Raw genomic sequence first — 18,032 nt, forward strand, 5'->3', positions numbered from 1 at the left:
CCGAAAAAATCGCATCGAATGTCGGATCGGTGCAAGTCAATCCGTCCTTGGCTCTGAACGCACCAATAGTGGGAGTTGAGAGATGAGAAAGTTAGTTGCTGCCGCCTTCGTGAGTTTGGACGGCGTCATGCAGGCGCCCGGCGGGCCGCGGGAGGATCCGACCGGCGGCTTCACTCAGGGCGGCTGGACTGTCAACTATTGGGACGAGCCGATGGGCCAGTTCATGGGCGGGATCTTTACCGACCCCTTCGAACTGCTGCTTGGCCGCAAGACCTACGAAATCTTCGCCGCGCACTGGCCCTTCGTCGGGAAAGACGATCCGATCGGCAAGGTCTTCAACGCCGTGACCAAATATGTCGCGACCACGTCCACGCGGCCGTTCACCTGGGCAAATTCCGTTGCCCTGCGCGGCGATGCAGCTGCCGAAATCGCCCGGTTGAAGCAGCAGGATGGCCCCGTCCTCCTGACACAGGGCAGCAGCGGCCTGTTGCAGACCCTATTGGCGCATGACCTGATCGACGAGCTCCGGCTTCTGACTTTCCCGCTCGTGCTTGGCCCGGGCAAACGCGTGTTCGGTCAAGGCGCCAAGCCGGAGGCGCTGAAGCTCACCGCCACCACGGTATCGACGACAGGCGTCATCATGAGCGTCTACGAGCGTGCTGGCGCAATCAAGACAGGCTCGTTCGAACTGGCGCAGCCCTCGGAGGCCGAAATCGCCCGCCGGGAGCGGATGAAGCGCGAAGGCTGAATGCCTCTGCATTCTGCGATTGCTGGCCGCGACGCCACCGCGTCCCGTTATGGGCTGCAGCGCAGCGCGCCCTTTTTAATGCGCAAGGAACGCCGTAAACCTATGCAGCAGTGCCCTTGTTCTTGTCGTCTCGCTCCAGCAGATAGATGTCCTCGGCCAGGTCCTCCATCTTCCTCAGAAGCGCGGCATGCGCATCGCGAAGGCCCTGATTGTAATAATGGGCGCCGATCTCGTCCGCGAAGAAATCGAGCAGGAATTCCGCCGGCAGCACGCCAATCGGCTGGTCGAGCTCGGCCTCGAAATAGCGGCGAATGCTGGCAACGATCGTCGCCTTCGCCTCCTTCGAAAATTCGATCTTCTTCATCATTGCCTCTTTGCCAAATGCGATCGGGACTTTGATGGTTCAGCAAAATCGATTGGTCAATCAAGGAAATTCAATTGCCGTTGAAAGCCATAGACCATAAGGGAAACCTGAATTCCAACAGGAAAGATCGTATGAATCGCGCCGACTTTGTTGAAGGTTTGCGGGGTGGCTCCGCCGTTGCGCTGGCATCCGCGCCCTTTGGCGCTCTCTTCGGAGCGCTTGCGGTCGAAAACGGCTTGTCGCTCTCCGAAACCGCCTTCATGAGCGCCACCGTCTACGCCGGCGCCAGCCAGATGGTCGGCATCGAACTCTTCGGTCACAATGTCCACGCCTGGCTGATCGTGCTGTCGATCCTCGCCGTCAATTTCCGCCACGTGCTCTATTCGGCGGCGCTGGCGCGCTACATCGGCCATTTCACGCCGGTACAGAAATTCTTCACCTTTTTCCTGCTCGTCGATCCGCAATTCGCCGAAGCGGTAAAGCGCGGCGAGTCCGGCCGGCAACTCACCTTCGCCTGGTATTTCGGCTTCGCCATCATCATCTACATTCCCTGGGTGCTGATCAGCGTCGCCGGCGGCATGCTCGGCGGCTTCATTGGCGATCCCAAGGCCATCGGCCTCGACATCCTGCTACCGGCTTATTTCCTCGGCATCGTCCTCGGCTTCCGCAAGCGAGACAATTTCCTGCCGGTGGCGCTCGTCAGCGCGGTGGCTTCCGTGCTCGCCTACCGCTATGTCGGCTCGCCCTGGCATGTCAGCCTCGGCGCCGCCGCCGGCATCGTGCTCGCCGCCGTGCTGCCTTTACCGCTGCAAGAGCCTGATCTCGAAGCCGACGCCCTTCAATCCGAAGTGCACGAGGTCTGAGTCATGGAATTCGATCTTCACATGGCGCTCGTCATCCTCGCCGCAGCAGCAGCCACCTTCGCCACCCGCATCGGCGGCTATATCCTCATCACCCGAATGAAGAGCATTCCCCCACGCATGGAAGCGGCGCTGAATGCCGTACCGGCCGCCGTGCTGACGACGCTGGTTGCACCCGCCTTCTTCATCGGCGGCTGGGAATCGAAGCTGGCGCTGATCGTCGCCCTCTTCATTGGCCTGCGCTTCACCCATACATGGATGCTGGTCGCCGCCTGGATCGTCGTGATGGTCTGGCGCCATGCCGGCGGGTTCTGAGCACCGGCACGGGGCCGGCGCCCAGACATCTTAGTATTCCAGCGGCAGCGTCGCGTTTTCGAGCCACGCCCTGACATCGTGATCATGGATCAGCGGCATCAGCGCCTCGCAGGTGCGGCGATGATAGTCGTTGAACCAATGCAGCTCGTCATGGGTCAGCAGCTCGGGAATGACCAGGCTGCGGTCGATCGGGCAGAAAGTCAGCGTCTCGAATCCGAGCATCGGCGCATCGCCGCCCTCGATCTCTTCGGCCCCGCGCACATAGATCAGGTTCTCGATGCGGATGCCGAAGCTGCCGGGCCGGTAATAGCCCGGCTCGTTCGAAAGGATCATGCCGGGCAGCAGTTCCTGCGTCGAAAGCCTGGAGATGCGCTGCGGCCCCTCATGCACCGAAAGATAGGAGCCGACGCCGTGGCCTGTGCCGTGAGCGAAATCGGCGCCGGCCCGCCACAGCGCGATGCGCGCCAGCGGATCGAGATCGCAGCCGCGCGTGCCCTTCGGGAAACGCGCGGTGCTGATGTCTATCATCCCTTTCAGCACCAGCGTGAAGAAGCGCCGATGCTCTTCCGATACCGAGCCGATGCCGACGGTGCGGGTGATGTCGGTCGTGCCGTTGATATATTGCGCGCCGGAATCGATCAGGAAGAGTTCGCCGGCCTCGATCATCCGGTTGGTCTCGGTCGTCACGCGGTAATGCATGATCGCCGCATGTTCGCCGGCGCCGGAAATCGTGTCGAAGGAAATGTCCTTCAGCGGGTTCTGCATGCTCTGGCCGACGCGGGCGCGCGCCGCTTCGAGATGCTCGGCAGCTGCGATCTCGCTCACCGTGCCGGGCTTCGTCTGCGACAGCCAATAGAGGAATTCCACCATCGCCGCACCGTCCTGCAGATGCGCGGCGGCCGAGCCGTTAATCTCGACGTCGTTCTTCACTGCGCGCGGCAACTTGGCGGGATCGGCGCCCTCCACCACGTCGCCGCCCGCCTTGCGGATGATCTCCGCCAGCGCATAGGAGGCGATATCAGGATCGATCAGCACGCGGCCGCCATCCCTCGAAACGGCAGCCAACCTCTCCTCCAGCGCCGAGGGCGGCAGCTGCGTACAGAACTGCGCAAGATAGGCCTCCGGCTCGATGCCGGTCTTGCGCTTGTCGAGGAAGATCTCGGCCCGGCCGTCGGCATGGATGATGGCGCGCGCCAGCGGATGCGGCGTGTGCGGCACGTCGGCGCCGCGGATATTGAAGGTCCAGGCGACAGAAGAGGGATCGGCGATCAACACCGCCGCAAGATTCTTCTTCGAAAGATCGGCGGCGATCGTCGCGATCTTCTCTCTCGCCAGCACGCCGGCCTGCGCGACGTTCTGGATGCTGACCGCGCCGAGCGGCTCGGCCGGCCGGTCGCTCCAAAGCCTGTCGAGCGGATTGTGCGGCAGGAAGACCAGCGTGCCGCCGATCTGCGAAAGGGCTCTTTCCAGACGGCGCACCTCGGCACCCGCATGCAGCCAGGGGTCGATGCCGAGCCGCAAGCCATTGCTGCCGTTTGCGGCAAGCCAGACATGCGGCGGCTCGTTGACGAGATCGCCGCCCGAAAAGACCGAACCGTCGACCTGTTCGGCAAGCTGCGTCACATAGCGCCCGTCGACGAAGACGATCGCCTGCGTGCGCAGGATGAGCGCAATGCCCGCGGAACCGGTAAAGCCCGTCAGCCACGCGAGACGCTCGGAGCCTGCAGGAACATATTCGCCGTTGAACTCGTCGGCTCGCGGCACGAGGAAGGCGTCGATGCCGAGCGAATCGAAACCGGCCCGCAGCGCCGATACACGATCCCTGCCGAATTGCGGCGTGGAGGTAACCTCGAAAGACTGGAACATGCTGGAAACCCGAATGATTGATACGAATCCGGTTAATGGGATGCCGGTCATGTTAGCGAAATTTCAACCGATGGGGAGAAAAAGCGACCAAACGAGTCGAAACCTCTGGGGCCGCTCAACATTTTGACAGAACTGTGACGCCAAACGTTAATTTGGCACGCTTTATGCATTGGCCGCATGGCTCCCATGAGCGAAACCCTCTGCCTCCGCATTTCAGAATAGCTATATAGGCGTCATCGAACGGTTCGCGATGAACCTATAAAAAAAGGAATTCTTGAAATGACCGCCTCTCTCTCGCGCTTCGCATATAGCAGCCCGGTGCAGGCTGGCGAACGCCAGACCGTGCGTCACGTGATCGGCGCCCGCCGCCCGCAGAATGAGGACAGCCTCAAGCTGCTCGGCGCCGGCCAGCGGGCCACGCGCCACAAGGGCGCCCTCAGCTACGCGTTCTAAGCCTGAAAGCCAGTCCGTCTCCTCCCTCCCGGACCGGCCTATTGGAATGCAGTAGAGCCCGCTCGAGCGCTCCTCCCCTTGAGCTCGCGGGCATTGACCGGATAGACCGGTCTAAGGCGGTGCCATCGGCACCGCCTTTTTTGTTGTTTTAGGATCGGATGCATGCCGCCCAAAACTGTGCAGCGGTTTGGGGATAACGACATTGCATAAAAACAAGGACCTAACCGCGTTGCATGAATCAAATTCTATACGACACGCCTTAGGGTCGGTCGAAGTGGATGGTCACCCAGCCGTTGCGCCAGATGGTTCTGACATGGCGAAGCCTCGCGCCGCTATAGGCGGCAATCACCTTCCAGCGCTGCCCGGCAAGGATGCCGGAGAGAATGACCGATCCGCCAGGCGCAAGGTGCGTCGCAAGCTTTGGTGCCATGCGGATCAGCGGCCGGGCGAGAATGTTGGCGATGATGAGATCGAAGGGACCGTGCTCGGAAAAGGCCGTCGAATGAAAGCCCGGCGCGGTCCTGGTGACGATGCCCGAGGCGATGCCGTTGCGGCGCACGTTTTCGGCCGCCACCTTCGTCGCGATCGGATCGATGTCGGTCGCAAGCACTGGTATGTTCCTGAGCTTGCGCACCGCAATCGCCAGCACGCCGCTGCCGGTGCCGATATCGAGTGCGTTGCGGACCGGGCGCGAGCGCACCACGGAATCGATCACCTCGAGGCAGCCGGCCGTCGTACCGTGATGGCCGGTGCCGAAGGCCTGGCCGGCATCGATCTCGATGGCGATATCGCCGGGGCGGACCTTGTCGCGGTCATGCGAACCATGCACCAGGAAGCGCCCTGCCCTGACGGGCTTCAGCCCCTCCAGCGATTTCACCACCCAGTCGACATCCGGGATGACTTCCCGCTGCAGTCGGGCATCAGGGAAAGAGGCCTTCAATGCATCTTCGACGCGGGAATGCACTTCAGCCTCGTCCTCGGCCATCATATAGATCGAGGCTTCCCAGATATCCTTCTTCTCATCGATTTCGGTGGTGCCGATGGCAAAGTCTTCTTCGCCGAAGACCGCGCTCAGAAGGTCGAGGATCTCTTCGGCCTTGCTTTCGGTCGTCGTCACGTAAAGGCGGATTTCACTCACGATAGGCGGTCTTTCCCGTTTCCGTTGCCCGCCATCGGTCGAGCCAACGCCCCGTCACGCTGAAACCATCACCCCTTGTTGACGAGATTCTCCAGCTTCTTTACCGCCGTGTCCGGGTTTTCGCCATAGGCGATCGTTCCGGAAAAGCGCCCGGCCGAATCGAGCAGGAAGACCGAGGCGGTGTGATCCATCGTATAGTCGCCATTCGGATCCTTCTCGTCGACCGGCACCTTCTTGGCGTAGACGCGGAAACCCTTGATAACCTCGGCGATCCTGTCAGGCGCGCCGGAAATGCCGGTGATGCGCTTGGAAACGTTGGAGACATATTCGTTCATGATCTCGGGAGTGTCGCGCTCCGGATCGACGGTCACGAAATAGGCCTGCAGCTTGTCGCCCTTCGGATCGACCTTCTCCATCCAGCCATTCAGCTCGAAAAGCGTCGTCGGGCAGACTTCCGGGCAATGGGTGAAGCCGAAAAACAGCGCCGTCGGCTTGCCGCGCAAAGCCTGCTCGGTGATCGGCTGTCCGCTTTGGGAGATCAGCGTGAAAGGCACGCCGAAGGGAGCTTCCGCCACCACATCCTTCGACTTCGTCAGGTTGAGCGTAAACGCTCCGAGAAACCCGGCCAGTATCAGGACACCGACCCAGACGGCGATGCGGAATGTCTTCATTGGCATGATCCTCGATCCAGGCGGATATCTGCTGCCCACCCCTTGCCCCGCGTGATTATAGCCTCGACCGGACGCGCGCAATTCAAGAATATGTTTTCTGACTGGTGATAAATTGTCTCACCGATAGAAACTGCAACGGCAACGAAATCCGACCTCAGGAATCTGCGCGGATCAAAAATGGCATGTTTGTGAATAGCTTGCCTTTAGAGCGACGGGTAATCTGAAAATACATATCGTTAGGAAAGACTTAAGCCGTCACATCTATATTTAACAGCAGTTCTGCATCGCCTCTCCCGCCGGGGACAACTGGGAAGAATTCTGACCATGAACAACAATAACGCCATCAAGCAGTCGGGCGCTTATCTCGAAATCGTTTCGTTCCACCTGGGCGATCAGGAATTCTGCATCGACATCATGGCCATCCGCGAAATCCGCGGCTGGGCACCAGTGACGCCGATGCCGCACACCCCGCCCTACGTCTTGGGTCTCATCAACCTGCGCGGCGCCGTGATCCCCGTTATCGACATGGCCTGCCGCCTCGGCATGAAAATGACCGAGCCCTCCGAGCGCTCGGCGATCATCGTCACCGACATCGCCGGCAAGCTGGTCGGCCTGCTGGTCGAGCAGGTTTCCGACATGATGACCATCAAGAGCGAAGACCTGCAGCCGCCGCCGGAAATCATCCCGGAAGCCCAGCGCGCCTTCTGCCGCGGCATCGTCGCGCTCGAAAAGACCATGGTCTGCTTCTTGAATCTCGACACGGTCATTGCCGACGAACTGACGCAGGCCGCCTGAGGGCTATCCATATCTGGCATTCGAAGGCCCGGCTCGTCCGGGCCTTTTTGATTTTGCAATGGGCGAAAAAGGCAGGCGGCGCTCTTTCCAAAATCTCACCGCAGAAGGCCTATTGCGGCTTCCCATTCTTCCAGACAACGTTCTGCCCATAGAGCGGAATGGTCGAGATCGACATCTTCGCCGAACCGTCGGTCAGTTCGCGCGAATGGGCGAGATAGATCAGCGTGTCGTTCGTCTTGTCGTAAATGCGGTTGACGACCAGCGTCTTCCAGATCAGCGACATGCCTTGGCGGAACACCTCGCTGCCATCCTTGGACAGGTCGATATTACCGATCTCGATCGGCCCGGTCTGCCGGCAGGCGATGGAATTATTGGATGGGTCCTCGAACCAGTTGCCGTTCTTGAACCGGTCGATCAGGCTGCGATCGAAATAGGTGACGTGACAGGTGATGCCCTTGACCTCAGGGTCGGAGACCGCCTCGACAATGATGTCGTTGCCGATCCAGTCGACCCCGACCTTGCCGACGACTTCGGCTGAGGCAGCACCTGCGGAAAGGACGGAGAAGGAAAAGGCGGCGAGGAGAAGATTGCGCAGTCTGGACATGGCGGCTCCCTGAATAATCCGCATTTTAGATAAGCATGCACCCATGCTTTGCAAGAAATGGGGCTCGCTGTAGGGCTCAGCCTTTCCGGCAGGTGCAGGGCTCGTAGGCCCGCGCAGTCAGCCGGCCGGGCCTCATGCCGATCAGCGCCGGTATCGCGTGAACGGCGTTGGCCTTGACGGCTTTCGCCATCTCGATCGCCGCGGCCGCGCAGACCACAGCATCCTCGGCAGCGTTGTGGTGCACGAAACGCAGGCCGAGATGCTCGGCGATCAGGTTCAGCCGGTGCGACAGGAAATGCGGCCAGATTCGCTGCGCCATCTTTAGGCTGCAGAGATAGGTAAGCTCCGGATAGGATTGCCGGTAGAGATCGAGGCTCGCCCGCCAGACGCTGAAATCGAAGGCAGCATTGTGCGCGATCATCGTCGCGCCGCGAAAATCTTCCTCGAACTCGTCCATCACCTCGGGAAACTCGGGCGCATCTTCGACATGCTCCGGCCGGATGCCATGGATTGCGATGTTCATCCCGGAAAAGCGCATCTCCCGCGGCCGGATCAGCCGCTCCTCGACGCGCGTCACCCTGCCCTCCTCGATCCAGGCAAGGCCGACGGAGCAGGCGCTGCCGCGCTGTTCGTTCGCCGTCTCGAAGTCAATCGCGATGGTCTTCAAATCAGCAACCCGAATCGTTTCTTCTGGCACAGGAATACCGCCCCGCTTCCGGCCGCGCAAATTCGACACGACGCATGGTTGACTTTTTAACCCGCATATCGAAACTTGCCGCCATGATCGGTTCAGTAACCATGGCAGCGCTTATCCATCACACCACGACCCTTGAAGGGTACGCGGGAGCGATGGCGCGTTAGCAGCGATCCGATCATCATCCCGAAACCCTGCCGAGGCGAGCAGGGTTTTCGGAAACCGGCTCTCCTCCCGACACCGATGGAGAGCATGAATGTCCGAAAACGAAGAGAATGAACCTCGCGGCCGAGCGCGCCTGCCGGATGGTGTCCTCGTGCGCGCCGTCCGCCTGTCCGATGCGGAGGAGATCACCGATCTCATAAATCTGCCGGGCTACCGGGCCGGCACCTTGCGGCCGCCCTACCAGCCGGTCGAGGAGGTTCGCAAACACATGGAAAACCCGTCGCCGGGCGCGCTCAACCTGGTCGTCACCAAAGCTGGCAAGATCGTCGGCAATGGCGGCCTCAACCGCCTTTCAGGCCGTAGGCAGCACGCCGCCAGTATCGGCATGGGTGTGCATGACGACTTTACCGGCCGCGGCTTCGGACGGATCCTGCTCGGGGCGATGGTCGACGCTGCCGATGACTGGCTCGATATCAAACGGCTGGAACTGACTGTCTACACCGATAACGATGTCGCCATCGGCCTCTACCGGAAATTCGGTTTCGAACAGGAAGGCCTGCTAAGGGCTTTCGGCTTTCGATCAGGGGAGTATGTCGACGCCTATACGATGGCGCGGCTCAGGCTATGAGAAAACGGGCTGGCGGCTTGCCGTCAGCCCCTCACCCGCTGATCAGTGCCAGCCATTCGTCCTCGTCCATCGTCTGCACGCCAAGCTCGCGCGCCTTGTCGAGCTTGGAGCCAGCACCTGGGCCGGCGACGACGATGTCGGTCTTCTTGGAGACCGATCCCGCCACCTTGGCGCCGAGGCTTTCCGCCCTCGCCTTCGCCTCGTCGCGGGTAAACTTTTCCAGCGAGCCTGTGAAAACCACGGTCTTGCCGGCAACCGGGCTACCTGCCGTCACCGGCTGCTCGGCTTCCTCTGGCGTCACCTCCTCGATAAGCCGGGTGATCACCTCGACATTGCGCGGCTCCTTGTAGAATTCGACGATAGCCCGCGCCACGACCTCGCCGATACCCTCGATGGCGTTGAGATCGATCCAGGCGTCGCCGGCAAGCGTCTCGGCCTCCCGCATCGCCGTCTCAAAGGCTGCATAGGTGCCGTAGGAGCGCGCGAGCAGCTTCGCCGTGGTCTCGCCGACATGACGGATGCCGAGCGCGTAGATGAAGCGGTGGAGCGCAATGCTGCGCCGTTCGTTAATCGCCGCATAAAGCTTGCGGACGCTGACCTTGCCGAAGCCGTCAATATTCTCCAGCTTGGTCAGCGATTGCTGCTGACGCTTCTCCAGCGTGAAGATATCGGGCGCAGTGCGGATCTGCAGCGACGCGTCCTCGTTTTCGAAGAAGAAGTCGATCTGCTTCGAACCGAGCCCTTCAATATCGAAAGCGTTGCGCGAAACGAAGTGCTTCAAATGCTCCGTCGCCTGCGCCCGGCAGATGAAGCCGCCGGTGCAGCGGGTGACCGAATCGAGCTTGCCGGTCTTCTCATGTCTTTCACGCACGGCATGCGAACCACAGACCGGGCAAGTCTTCGGAAATTCATAGGGTCTGGCCTCTGCCGCACGTTTCTCCATGACGACGTCGAGTACCTGCGGAATGACGTCACCTGCGCGCTGCACGATGACGGTATCACCAATGCGGATATCGTGCTCGTCGTCGCGGATGCGTTCGCCGCTATTGCCGATGCCCTGGATGTAATCCGCGTTGTGCAGCGTCGCATTGGTGACGACAACGCCGCCGACCGTGATCGGCGTCAAACGCGCCACAGGGGTCAAGGCGCCAGTGCGGCCGACTTGGATGTCGATATTCTCGACGATCGTGAAAGCCTGTTCGGCCGGAAACTTGTGCGCCGTCGCCCAGCGCGGCGAACGCGAGCGGAAGCCGAGACGAGCCTGCAGCTCGAGACTGTCGACCTTGTAGACGACGCCGTCGATGTCGTAGTCGAGATCCGGGCGCTCGAGGCCGATCTCGTCATAATGTGCCAGGATGTCGGCGACCGAGTTCAATCGCTTCATCAGCGGATTGACGGGAAAACCCCAGTCCTTGAAGGTCTGAACCATACTGAACTGTGTGTCGGCGGGCATCTCCGACATCTCGCCCCAGGCATAGGCGAAGAATTTCAGCTTGCGGCTCGCCGTCACCTTGGCGTCGAGCTGGCGCAGCGATCCGGCCGCGGTGTTGCGCGGATTGACATAAGTCTGCTTGCCCTCCGCCTCCATCTGCCGGTTCAGCGCCAGGAAATCGCTCTTGGCCATATAGACTTCACCGCGGATCTCCACGACCGCGGGCACGCCTTTCGGCAGCTCGTTGGGGATCTCTGCGATGGTCCGGATGTTGGCGGTGACGTTCTCCCCCGTCGTGCCGTCGCCACGCGTCGCAGCTGTCACCAGCCTGCCATTCTCGTAACGGATCGACATCGAGAGACCGTCGATCTTCGGCTCGGCGGTAAAGGCGATCGACTGGTCGGGCAGCCGGCCGAGGAAGCGATAGACGCCGGCGACGAAATCCTGCACGTCCTCCTGCGAGAAAGTGTTGTCGAGCGACAGCATCGGCCGCGCATGGATGACGGGCGAGAAGGTGACGGAGGGCGCTGCACCGACATGCCGCGATGGGCTGTCTTCGCGGATCAACTCGGGAAACCGCGCTTCCAGCGCATCATTGCGGCGCTTCAGCGCGTCGTAATCGGCATCCGAAATCTCCGGCCGGTCCTTGCCGTGGTAGAGCGCATCATGATGCGCAATCTCCTTTGCCAGCCGTTCAAGCTCGGCGGCAGCCTCTTCGATCGTCAACGTGTCGACGGCGGAACCTTCGGTGGACATGGAACATCACTCCAGAGAATCTGGTCAGAAAATCTGGATTGTTTTTAGAGCAAAATTGCCGGATGAAAAGAGAGGCCGCGGTCCTTCGAAAGGAAGATCGGTCTACCCGGCCCATTGTCTACCCGGCCTATTCCCAATCCCTGGCATTGCGCAGCCGGATGCCGCTGACATGCAGGCTGGTGCTCCAGAGGTTCTTCAACGGCCGCAGGCTATCGACCAGCCGAAGCTCCACCCCGCGCGGCGCAAATTCCTGATCGAGCCGCAAGATGGTGGTCCTCTCCATGGGAATGACGCGTCTGCGGGCTACCCACATGCCCGCATCATCCAGATTCTCGAAGTCCTCAGTCGGCATCTCATAGCGATGGATCGTCTCTGCCGAAAGCCTTTCCAGCCACTGGCGCTCGATAAAGGCCGCAGCCCGCCGGTCGCCGAGCCAGTGCCGCCGCTCCGTCTCCAGCGTCTCGGGTTTCGCCCATAGCAAGATGCGGGGGCAGTCACGTGGAAAGAGATACATGAAGTCATGATCGGCATCGATTGCCCAGACGAGCGGACCGTTCAGCCATTCCCGGCCGGGCGCGCGGGCGGAGGGAATGCGAACCGGGCGTGGCTCGAACGCTACGATACCGGGATCGTCGCTGAAATGGAAAAGTCGCATGACTTGAGCTCGCCGCCGATCCGGAAGCTTCAGCGCATATCGCGATGCGCGGTGATTGTCATCCCGCCGGCCCGGGCGGAAAGAGCATCGGAAGAAAATCAGCCGTTGCCGGCCAGCAGCCGCTTCGCCGCCGCCCTCGCCTCTTCGGTCACCGAAGCCCCGGCCAGCATACGGGCGATCTCCTCGGTGCGGTCCTTCTGCGCCATCGTCGCGACGCGGGTGGCGATCTTTTCCGAACCATCGGCCGCCGGCCCCTTGGAGATCAAGAGATGCGTGGCGGCCCGCGCCGCGACCTGCGGCGCATGCGTAACCGACAGCACCTGCACCCGCTCAGACAGCCGCTTCAGTCGCTGGCCGATCGCATCGGCCACCGCACCGCCGACGCCGGTATCGATTTCGTCGAAGACCAGCGTCGGGGCCGATCCGCGATCGGCGAGCGCCACCTTCAGCGCCAGCAGGAAACGCGAGAGTTCGCCGCCCGAGGCGACCTTCATGATCGAGCCTGGTCGCGTGCCCGGATTGGTCTGGACATGGAACTCGACGACGTCGATGCCCTCGGCGAGCGCCTCCCCCGCATCCGTGCTGATTTCGACCATGAAACGGGCGCGTTCGAGCTTCAGCGCCGGCAGCTCGGCCATGACAGCCCCGGCCAGCGCGGTGCCGGCATGATGGCGCTTGTCGGACAGCGCGCGCGCCGCCGCATCGTAATTTTCCCGCGCCAGGCCGACCTCGGCTTCGAGCCGCGCAAGCCGCTCCTCGCCCGCGTCGAGATCGGCAAGATCGGCGATCATCCGCACGGCAAGCGCCGGCAGCTCGGTGACGGGCACGGAATATTTGCGCGAGGCGGCCCTGAGCGCGAAAAGCCGCTCTTCCACCCGCTCCAGCTCTCTCGGATCGTATTCGGTCTTGCGCAGTGCCGCCTCGACTTCCATCTGCGCGTTGGAAAGCTGATCGAGCGCGGCATCGAGCAGCATCACGGTGTCTTCGAGCAGTCCCGGCGCCTCATGGCTCTTACGCTCCAGCCGGCGCACCAGCGAGGCGATATGGGGCACCGGCGAGCCATTGCCGTTCAGGAATTCGGATGCCTCGGCGATATCACCGGCGATTCGCTCGGCCTTCATCATCTTCTGCCGGCGATCGGCGAGTTCTTCCTCCTCGCCATCCTGCGGCGAGAGCTTCTCGAGCTCCTCGACCGACGAGCGCAGATAGTCAGCTTCGCGCGCCGCGCTTTCGACCTTCTCCCGGTGCTTCTTCAGCGTCCGCTCGCTGTCGCGCCACAGGCGATACAGCCGGGAGACCTCCGAAACCTCATCGGTGAGGCCGGCAAAGGCATCGAGCAGAGTGCGGTGGGCATTGGTGTCGACAAGGGCGCGGTCGTCGTGCTGTCCGTGGATTTCGACCAGCATCTGACCGGCCTGGCGCATCAGCTGCACGCTGACCGGCTGGTCGTTGACATAGGCCTTGGTGCGCCCGTCCGCCGATTGTTGGCGGCGGAAAATCAGGTCGCCCTCGTCATCGATGCCGTTTTCGCGCAGGAGTGTGCGGGCGCCGTGTTCCATGCCGACGTCGAACACCGCCGTCACCTGGCCTCTGTCCTCGCCATGGCGCACCAGGTCGCCGTCGCCGCGCCCACCGAGCGCCAGCGACAGGCTGTCGAGCAGGATGGATTTGCCCGCCCCGGTCTCGCCCGTCAGCACGGAGAGGCCGGTCTCGAAGGCAAGATCCAGCCGCTCGATCAGGACGATATCGCGGATCGAAAGCTGGATCAGCATTGGCCTCAGGAACCGAGAAGAAGTTTCTTGCCCGCTGCTGCGATCCACGAGCCCTTGTTTTCACGCGGCTCGGCACCGCCGCTCTGCAGCAGCTTGTAGGAATCAGCATACCACTGGCTGTCGGGATAATTGTGACCGAGAACGGCAGCGGCTGTCTGCGCCTCGTCGACGATACCCATGGCGTAATAAGCTTCGACGAGACGCGCCAGCGCCTCTTCGATCTGGTTGGTATTCGGATATTTCTCGACGACGATGCGGAAGCGCGAGATCGCGGCGAGATATTCCTTCCGCTCCATGTAGTAGCGGCCGATCTGCATCTCCTTGCCGGCGAGCTGATCGCGCGAGAAGCGGATCTTGGCCTGTGCATCGTCGACATATTCGGAGTTCGGATAGTTGTCGATGACGGCCTGCATCGCCTCGATCGTCTTGGCCGAGGCGCGCTGGTCCTGCGTCACGTCGACGATCTGCTTGGAATAGGTGAGACCGATGAGATATTGCACATAGGCAGCATCCTGGGACTTCGGATATTGCGACATGTAGCGGTTGCCGGAAGCAAGCGCATCGTCCAAACGGCCCTGGCGGTATTTGACGAAGGTGCTCATCACAAGCGCCTTGCGCGCCCATTCGGAGAACGGGTTTTCGCGGTCGATCGCGTCGAACTTGCGCGCCGCTTCCGCCATGTTGCCAGCCTTCATATTGGCAAGGCCCTGGGTGTAGAGCACGTCAGGCGGATCGGTTTCGAGACCGAGCTTGGTGATGTCGATGTCGGGATCCGACTGGCAACCGGAGATCGAGGCACCTGCGCTGAGCACCAGAAGCGATGCGAACAAAGCGCGCGCTGTCTTCATCATACCTTCAGATCCTGCATAACCCATTCGAAAGAACCCCACTGCTGCCGCTCTCTCCACGGCAGCCACGCCTCGCTGGCGTTTCTAGCCACAAATGTGCATCAAGAGCAACGCAATGATAAGGCATTAACGCATTTTTGTGGCAGCAGCCGCAGAATGATCGGCTTTTCAACTTCTTCCCGACCTGTGGCGGCCAAGCATCGGTCTATTGCCGCAGACACGGCCGGACATAAAAAAACCGCCTCCGGGAAAGAGGCGGCCTGGTCTTGAGAATATGCTGGAGGTCATGCCGACCAGGGAGCGAATTCCGAAGCACTGACAGCAATCAGTTCGCGGGCAGCGACACGTTGGCGCGGCGTCGACGTCTCCACAACCTCGTAGGCGGAGGGATCGGCGAGCAGCGCCTTCAGCGCATTGGCATTCATCTTGTGACCGCCGCGATAGGAACGGTAGCAACCGATGAACTGGACGCCGGCAAGCGACAGATCGCCGACGGCATCGAGCGTCTTGTGGCGGACGAACTCATCCTTGGCGTAACGCAGCCCTTCGACGTTGATGACGGTGTTATCGTCCGAGATGACGACGGAATTTTCAAGCGAGGAGCCGAGCGCGTGGCCCGACGCCCAGAGACGCTCGACATCGCGCATGAACCCGAAGGTGCGGGCGCGGGAAAGCTCGGTCTTGAAGACGGCGGCGGTCATGTCGCCGGCCCACTTCTGCCGGCCGATCAGCGGGCAGTCGAAATCGATCTCGACTTCGAAGCGCGTACCGTCATAGGGGCGGAATTCGCTCCAGGAGCCACCATGCTCGATCCGCACCGGCTTGGTGATACGGATATAGCGGCGCTTGACACCGAGCGAGACGAGACCGACCTGCTCGATCGCCTCGACGAAGGGCAGCGAGCTGCCGTCCATGATCGGCATTTCGGAGCCCTGCACCTCGATCACCACATTGTCGAGGCCAAGCGCATAGACGGCGGCCATGACATGCTCGATCGTCGCGACCGAATGGGCGGGTGAGAAGCCGAGTACGGTGCAGAGGTCAGTATTGCCGACCTGCGAGGAGACGGCCTTGAGTTCGGTGATGTCGCCATTGTCATGCAGGCGCTGGAAAACGACGCCGGTGTCCGATTCGGCCGGGTTCAGGGTGATCGAGACTTCTGCGCCCGAATGCACTCCGATGCCCGAAAGCGTCACGGGACGCGATACCGTCGTTTGAAAACCCAGCAAGCCAATTGCCATAAATTCTGCCTTTTATTCTTCCGTACCGGCGGTCTGTCCGATCGGCGCGGTCATCGTTCATTCTGCGGAAGGAGCGTGTCGAAAGGTCTCCTAGGGCAGTTTCGTTGCGACCATACTTACGTGCGCCGGCGCTCCAATCCAAATCACTGTTTCTTTCGCTTTGTTACGAAGTCAGACGATTGAAATCGCTTGCGAATCACAGGCTGAAAAACAGCAATGCCCGGGACCGTGATCCCGGGCATGAACGGTGCCGAAGCACGCACTCAATTCGACTGGCGACGCAGGAATGCCGGGATTTCCAGCTGGTCGTCTTCCTGCATCATCCGAGCCTGCGGAACCGCGCGGCCCTGGTCGTCGAGGTTGCCGCGACGCGGTGCGTAGAGGCTTGCTTCCGGCGACAGCGGACGGCGCTGCTGCGAAGCGGCCGGCGGTGCAGCGGTCATGTCGGCGGCGACGGCGTCGTCGTCACGGCGGCCAAGCGAATTGGTGATTCGCTTAAGCAGGCCCATCGGGCCGCGCTCCTCCGCCGCATGCGCGGAAGCCGGCTGCGTGCGGTGGTCGAGTTCGGCCTGGACGACCGGCGGGAAATCCTCGACCTTCGGCATGCGCACCGGTTCGGGCGCCTGGCGGATGGTCGGCTCCTGCCGAACCGGCTGCTGCTGGACCGGCTGGCTTATGACCGGCTGGCTCATGACGGGCGCCGGGGCCTGCTGCTGGACCGGTGCCGGACGCATTGCCGGAGCTTCCGGTGCAGGCGCGAAGATCTTGCTCTGCGGACGGAAGGTTTCCTGCTGTACTACCGGCTGCTGCAGCGGTGCGGCAGCACGCGGGGCCGGAATTTCGAGCTCGCGTTCCATCTCGGCTTCGCGGATGGTCTGCGCGATCGGATCCATGGCCTTAGGTGCCTGCATCACGGGGGCAGGCTGAACTGCGGCCGCTGCCGGAGCAACAGCCGCGGAGGGACGGATAGCGGGCCTTGCCGCCGGCTGGAGGTTGCGCTCGGCGGCTTCGTTCATCGCCCGGTCGATGCCGGTTGCGACGACCGAGACGCGGATGATGCCTTCGAGCGATTCGTCGAAGGTGGCGCCGAGGATGATGTTGGCGTCAGGATCGACTTCCTCGCGGATGCGGGTCGCGGCTTCGTCGACTTCGAAGAGTGTGAGGTCGCGACCGCCGGTGATGGAGATCAGCAGGCCCTGGGCGCCCTTCATCGAGGTTTCGTCGAGCAGCGGGTTGGCGATCGCAGCCTCTGCGGCCTGCAGCGCGCGGCCGGAGCCGGAAGCTTCGCCGGTGCCCATCATCGCGCGGCCCATCTCGCGCATCACCGAGCGGACGTCGGCGAAGTCGAGGTTGATGAGGCCTTCCTTGACCATCAGGTCGGTGATGCAGGCAACGCCCGAATAGAGAACCTGGTCAGCCATGGCGAAGGCATCGGCGAAGGTCGTCTTGTCGTTGGCAATGCGGAAGAGGTTCTGGTTCGGAATGACGATCAGCGTATCGACAGACTTCTGCAGTTCCTGGATGCCCATCTCGGCCAGACGCATGCGACGCCCGCCTTCGAAATGGAACGGCTTGGTGACGACGCCGACCGTCAGGATGCCCTTGTTGCGGGCGGCCTGCGCGACAACGGGAGCAGCACCTGTGCCGGTGCCGCCGCCCATGCCGGCGGTGACGAAGCACATATGCGTGCCGTTCAGGTGATCGACGATTTCGTCGATGCACTCCTCGGCGGCCGCGCGGCCGACTTCCGGCTGCGAGCCGGCACCGAGGCCTTCGGTAACGTTGACGCCGAGCTGGATGATGCGCTCGGCCTTCGTCATCGTCAGCGCCTGCGCATCCGTGTTGGCGACGACGAAGTCGACACCCTGGAGGCCGGCGGTAATCATGTTGTTGACGGCATTGCCGCCACCGCCGCCAACGCCGAACACGGTGATGCGCGGCTTCAGCTCTGTGATGTCAGGCTTTTGCAGCTTGATGGTCATGGTACCTGTTCCTTCTCTCTCTGGCCGCATCGCCACGCCGGCCAA

The 18,032-nt window shown here is 61.9% G+C and carries 18 protein-coding genes; 6 read left to right on the forward strand and 12 right to left on the reverse strand.

The window, feature by feature from the left end; all coding sequences use genetic code 11:
- The first annotated feature begins 82 nt into the window (after nt 1–82).
- Nucleotides 83–748: a dihydrofolate reductase family protein gene (locus CUJ84_RS14690; RefSeq protein ID WP_105006754.1), complete on the forward strand. Its 666-nt coding sequence runs from the start codon at nt 83–85 to the stop codon at nt 746–748.
- Nucleotides 749–848: 100 nt separating this feature from the next.
- Here CUJ84_RS14690 and CUJ84_RS14695 read toward each other — a convergent pair whose 3' ends face one another.
- On the reverse strand, nt 849–1,112 hold the full coding sequence (locus tag CUJ84_RS14695; protein ID WP_105008197.1) for a DUF2164 domain-containing protein: 264 nt from the start codon (nt 1,110–1,112) through the stop codon (nt 849–851).
- Nucleotides 1,113–1,243: 131 nt separating this feature from the next.
- On the opposite strand from CUJ84_RS14695, the gene CUJ84_RS14700 reads away from it, so the two are divergent.
- Together CUJ84_RS14700 and CUJ84_RS14705 are read left to right on the forward strand one after the other, a co-directional pair.
- Nucleotides 1,244–1,975, forward strand: coding sequence for an AzlC family ABC transporter permease (locus tag CUJ84_RS14700; RefSeq protein ID WP_105006755.1), 732 nt, complete (start codon nt 1,244–1,246; stop codon nt 1,973–1,975).
- Nucleotides 1,976–1,978: 3 nt separating this feature from the next.
- Complete coding sequence (locus CUJ84_RS14705) at nt 1,979–2,287, forward strand: AzlD family protein (RefSeq protein WP_105006756.1); 309 nt, start codon at nt 1,979–1,981, stop codon at nt 2,285–2,287.
- 30 nt (nt 2,288–2,317) lie between these two features.
- Here the strand turns inward: CUJ84_RS14705 and CUJ84_RS14710 are convergent, their stop codons facing one another.
- On the reverse strand, nt 2,318–4,153 hold the full coding sequence (locus CUJ84_RS14710; protein ID WP_105008198.1) for an aminopeptidase P family protein: 1,836 nt from the start codon (nt 4,151–4,153) through the stop codon (nt 2,318–2,320).
- 279 nt (nt 4,154–4,432) lie between these two features.
- Here CUJ84_RS14710 and CUJ84_RS38330 point away from each other — a divergent pair, with 279 nt between their 5' ends.
- Nucleotides 4,433–4,606, forward strand: a complete 174-nt coding sequence (locus tag CUJ84_RS38330; protein ID WP_012758267.1) for a hypothetical protein — start codon at nt 4,433–4,435, stop codon at nt 4,604–4,606.
- A gap of 259 nt (nt 4,607–4,865) precedes the next feature.
- Here the strand turns inward: CUJ84_RS38330 and CUJ84_RS14715 are convergent, their stop codons facing one another.
- Both CUJ84_RS14715 and CUJ84_RS14720 read right to left on the reverse strand, forming a co-directional pair.
- Nucleotides 4,866–5,744 (reverse strand): 50S ribosomal protein L11 methyltransferase, encoded by an 879-nt coding sequence (locus CUJ84_RS14715; RefSeq protein ID WP_105006757.1) that lies wholly within the window; start codon nt 5,742–5,744, stop codon nt 4,866–4,868.
- A gap of 68 nt (nt 5,745–5,812) precedes the next feature.
- Nucleotides 5,813–6,415 carry an SCO family protein gene (locus CUJ84_RS14720; RefSeq protein WP_105006758.1) on the reverse strand — a complete coding sequence of 201 codons (603 nt, stop codon included), beginning with the start codon at nt 6,413–6,415 and terminating at the stop codon, nt 5,813–5,815.
- Nucleotides 6,416–6,739: 324 nt separating this feature from the next.
- Here CUJ84_RS14720 and CUJ84_RS14725 point away from each other — a divergent pair, with 324 nt between their 5' ends.
- Nucleotides 6,740–7,210 carry a chemotaxis protein CheW gene (locus CUJ84_RS14725; protein ID WP_003541378.1) on the forward strand — a complete coding sequence of 157 codons (471 nt, stop codon included), beginning with the start codon at nt 6,740–6,742 and terminating at the stop codon, nt 7,208–7,210.
- A gap of 109 nt (nt 7,211–7,319) precedes the next feature.
- Here CUJ84_RS14725 and CUJ84_RS14730 read toward each other — a convergent pair whose 3' ends face one another.
- Both CUJ84_RS14730 and CUJ84_RS14735 read right to left on the reverse strand, forming a co-directional pair.
- Entirely contained in the window at nt 7,320–7,814 is a 495-nt protein-coding gene (locus CUJ84_RS14730) for a CreA family protein (RefSeq protein ID WP_027683758.1), read from the reverse strand.
- Between the two features lie 76 nt (nt 7,815–7,890).
- Complete coding sequence (locus tag CUJ84_RS14735; protein WP_018494798.1) at nt 7,891–8,481, reverse strand: 3'-5' exonuclease; 591 nt, start codon at nt 8,479–8,481, stop codon at nt 7,891–7,893.
- A gap of 283 nt (nt 8,482–8,764) precedes the next feature.
- Here CUJ84_RS14735 and CUJ84_RS14740 point away from each other — a divergent pair, with 283 nt between their 5' ends.
- On the forward strand, nt 8,765–9,301 hold the full coding sequence (locus CUJ84_RS14740; RefSeq protein WP_105006759.1) for a GNAT family N-acetyltransferase: 537 nt from the start codon (nt 8,765–8,767) through the stop codon (nt 9,299–9,301).
- A 31-nt stretch (nt 9,302–9,332) separates the two neighbouring features.
- On the opposite strand, the gene ligA is transcribed toward CUJ84_RS14740, so the two are convergent.
- The 6 genes from ligA to ftsZ form a co-directional block, all read right to left on the reverse strand.
- Entirely contained in the window at nt 9,333–11,489 is a 2,157-nt protein-coding gene (gene ligA / locus CUJ84_RS14745; protein ID WP_105006760.1) for an NAD-dependent DNA ligase LigA, read from the reverse strand.
- Between the two features lie 127 nt (nt 11,490–11,616).
- Nucleotides 11,617–12,144 (reverse strand): DUF6886 family protein, encoded by a 528-nt coding sequence (locus tag CUJ84_RS14750; RefSeq protein ID WP_105006761.1) that lies wholly within the window; start codon nt 12,142–12,144, stop codon nt 11,617–11,619.
- 98 nt (nt 12,145–12,242) lie between these two features.
- Nucleotides 12,243–13,916 carry a DNA repair protein RecN gene (gene recN / locus CUJ84_RS14755; protein ID WP_105006762.1) on the reverse strand — a complete coding sequence of 558 codons (1,674 nt, stop codon included), beginning with the start codon at nt 13,914–13,916 and terminating at the stop codon, nt 12,243–12,245.
- Between the two features lie 5 nt (nt 13,917–13,921).
- Nucleotides 13,922–14,791: an outer membrane protein assembly factor BamD gene (locus CUJ84_RS14760; RefSeq protein WP_027683752.1), complete on the reverse strand. Its 870-nt coding sequence runs from the start codon at nt 14,789–14,791 to the stop codon at nt 13,922–13,924.
- 257 nt (nt 14,792–15,048) lie between these two features.
- Nucleotides 15,049–16,005 carry a UDP-3-O-acyl-N-acetylglucosamine deacetylase gene (gene lpxC, locus CUJ84_RS14765; RefSeq protein WP_003561008.1) on the reverse strand — a complete coding sequence of 319 codons (957 nt, stop codon included), beginning with the start codon at nt 16,003–16,005 and terminating at the stop codon, nt 15,049–15,051.
- A gap of 263 nt (nt 16,006–16,268) precedes the next feature.
- Entirely contained in the window at nt 16,269–17,987 is a 1,719-nt protein-coding gene (gene ftsZ / locus CUJ84_RS14770; protein WP_105006763.1) for a cell division protein FtsZ, read from the reverse strand.
- Nucleotides 17,988–18,032 lie beyond the last annotated feature (45 nt).

Origin of the sequence: Rhizobium leguminosarum, from assembly GCF_002953715.1 — a bacterium.
Taxonomy (GTDB): domain Bacteria; phylum Pseudomonadota; class Alphaproteobacteria; order Rhizobiales; family Rhizobiaceae; genus Rhizobium; species Rhizobium leguminosarum_V.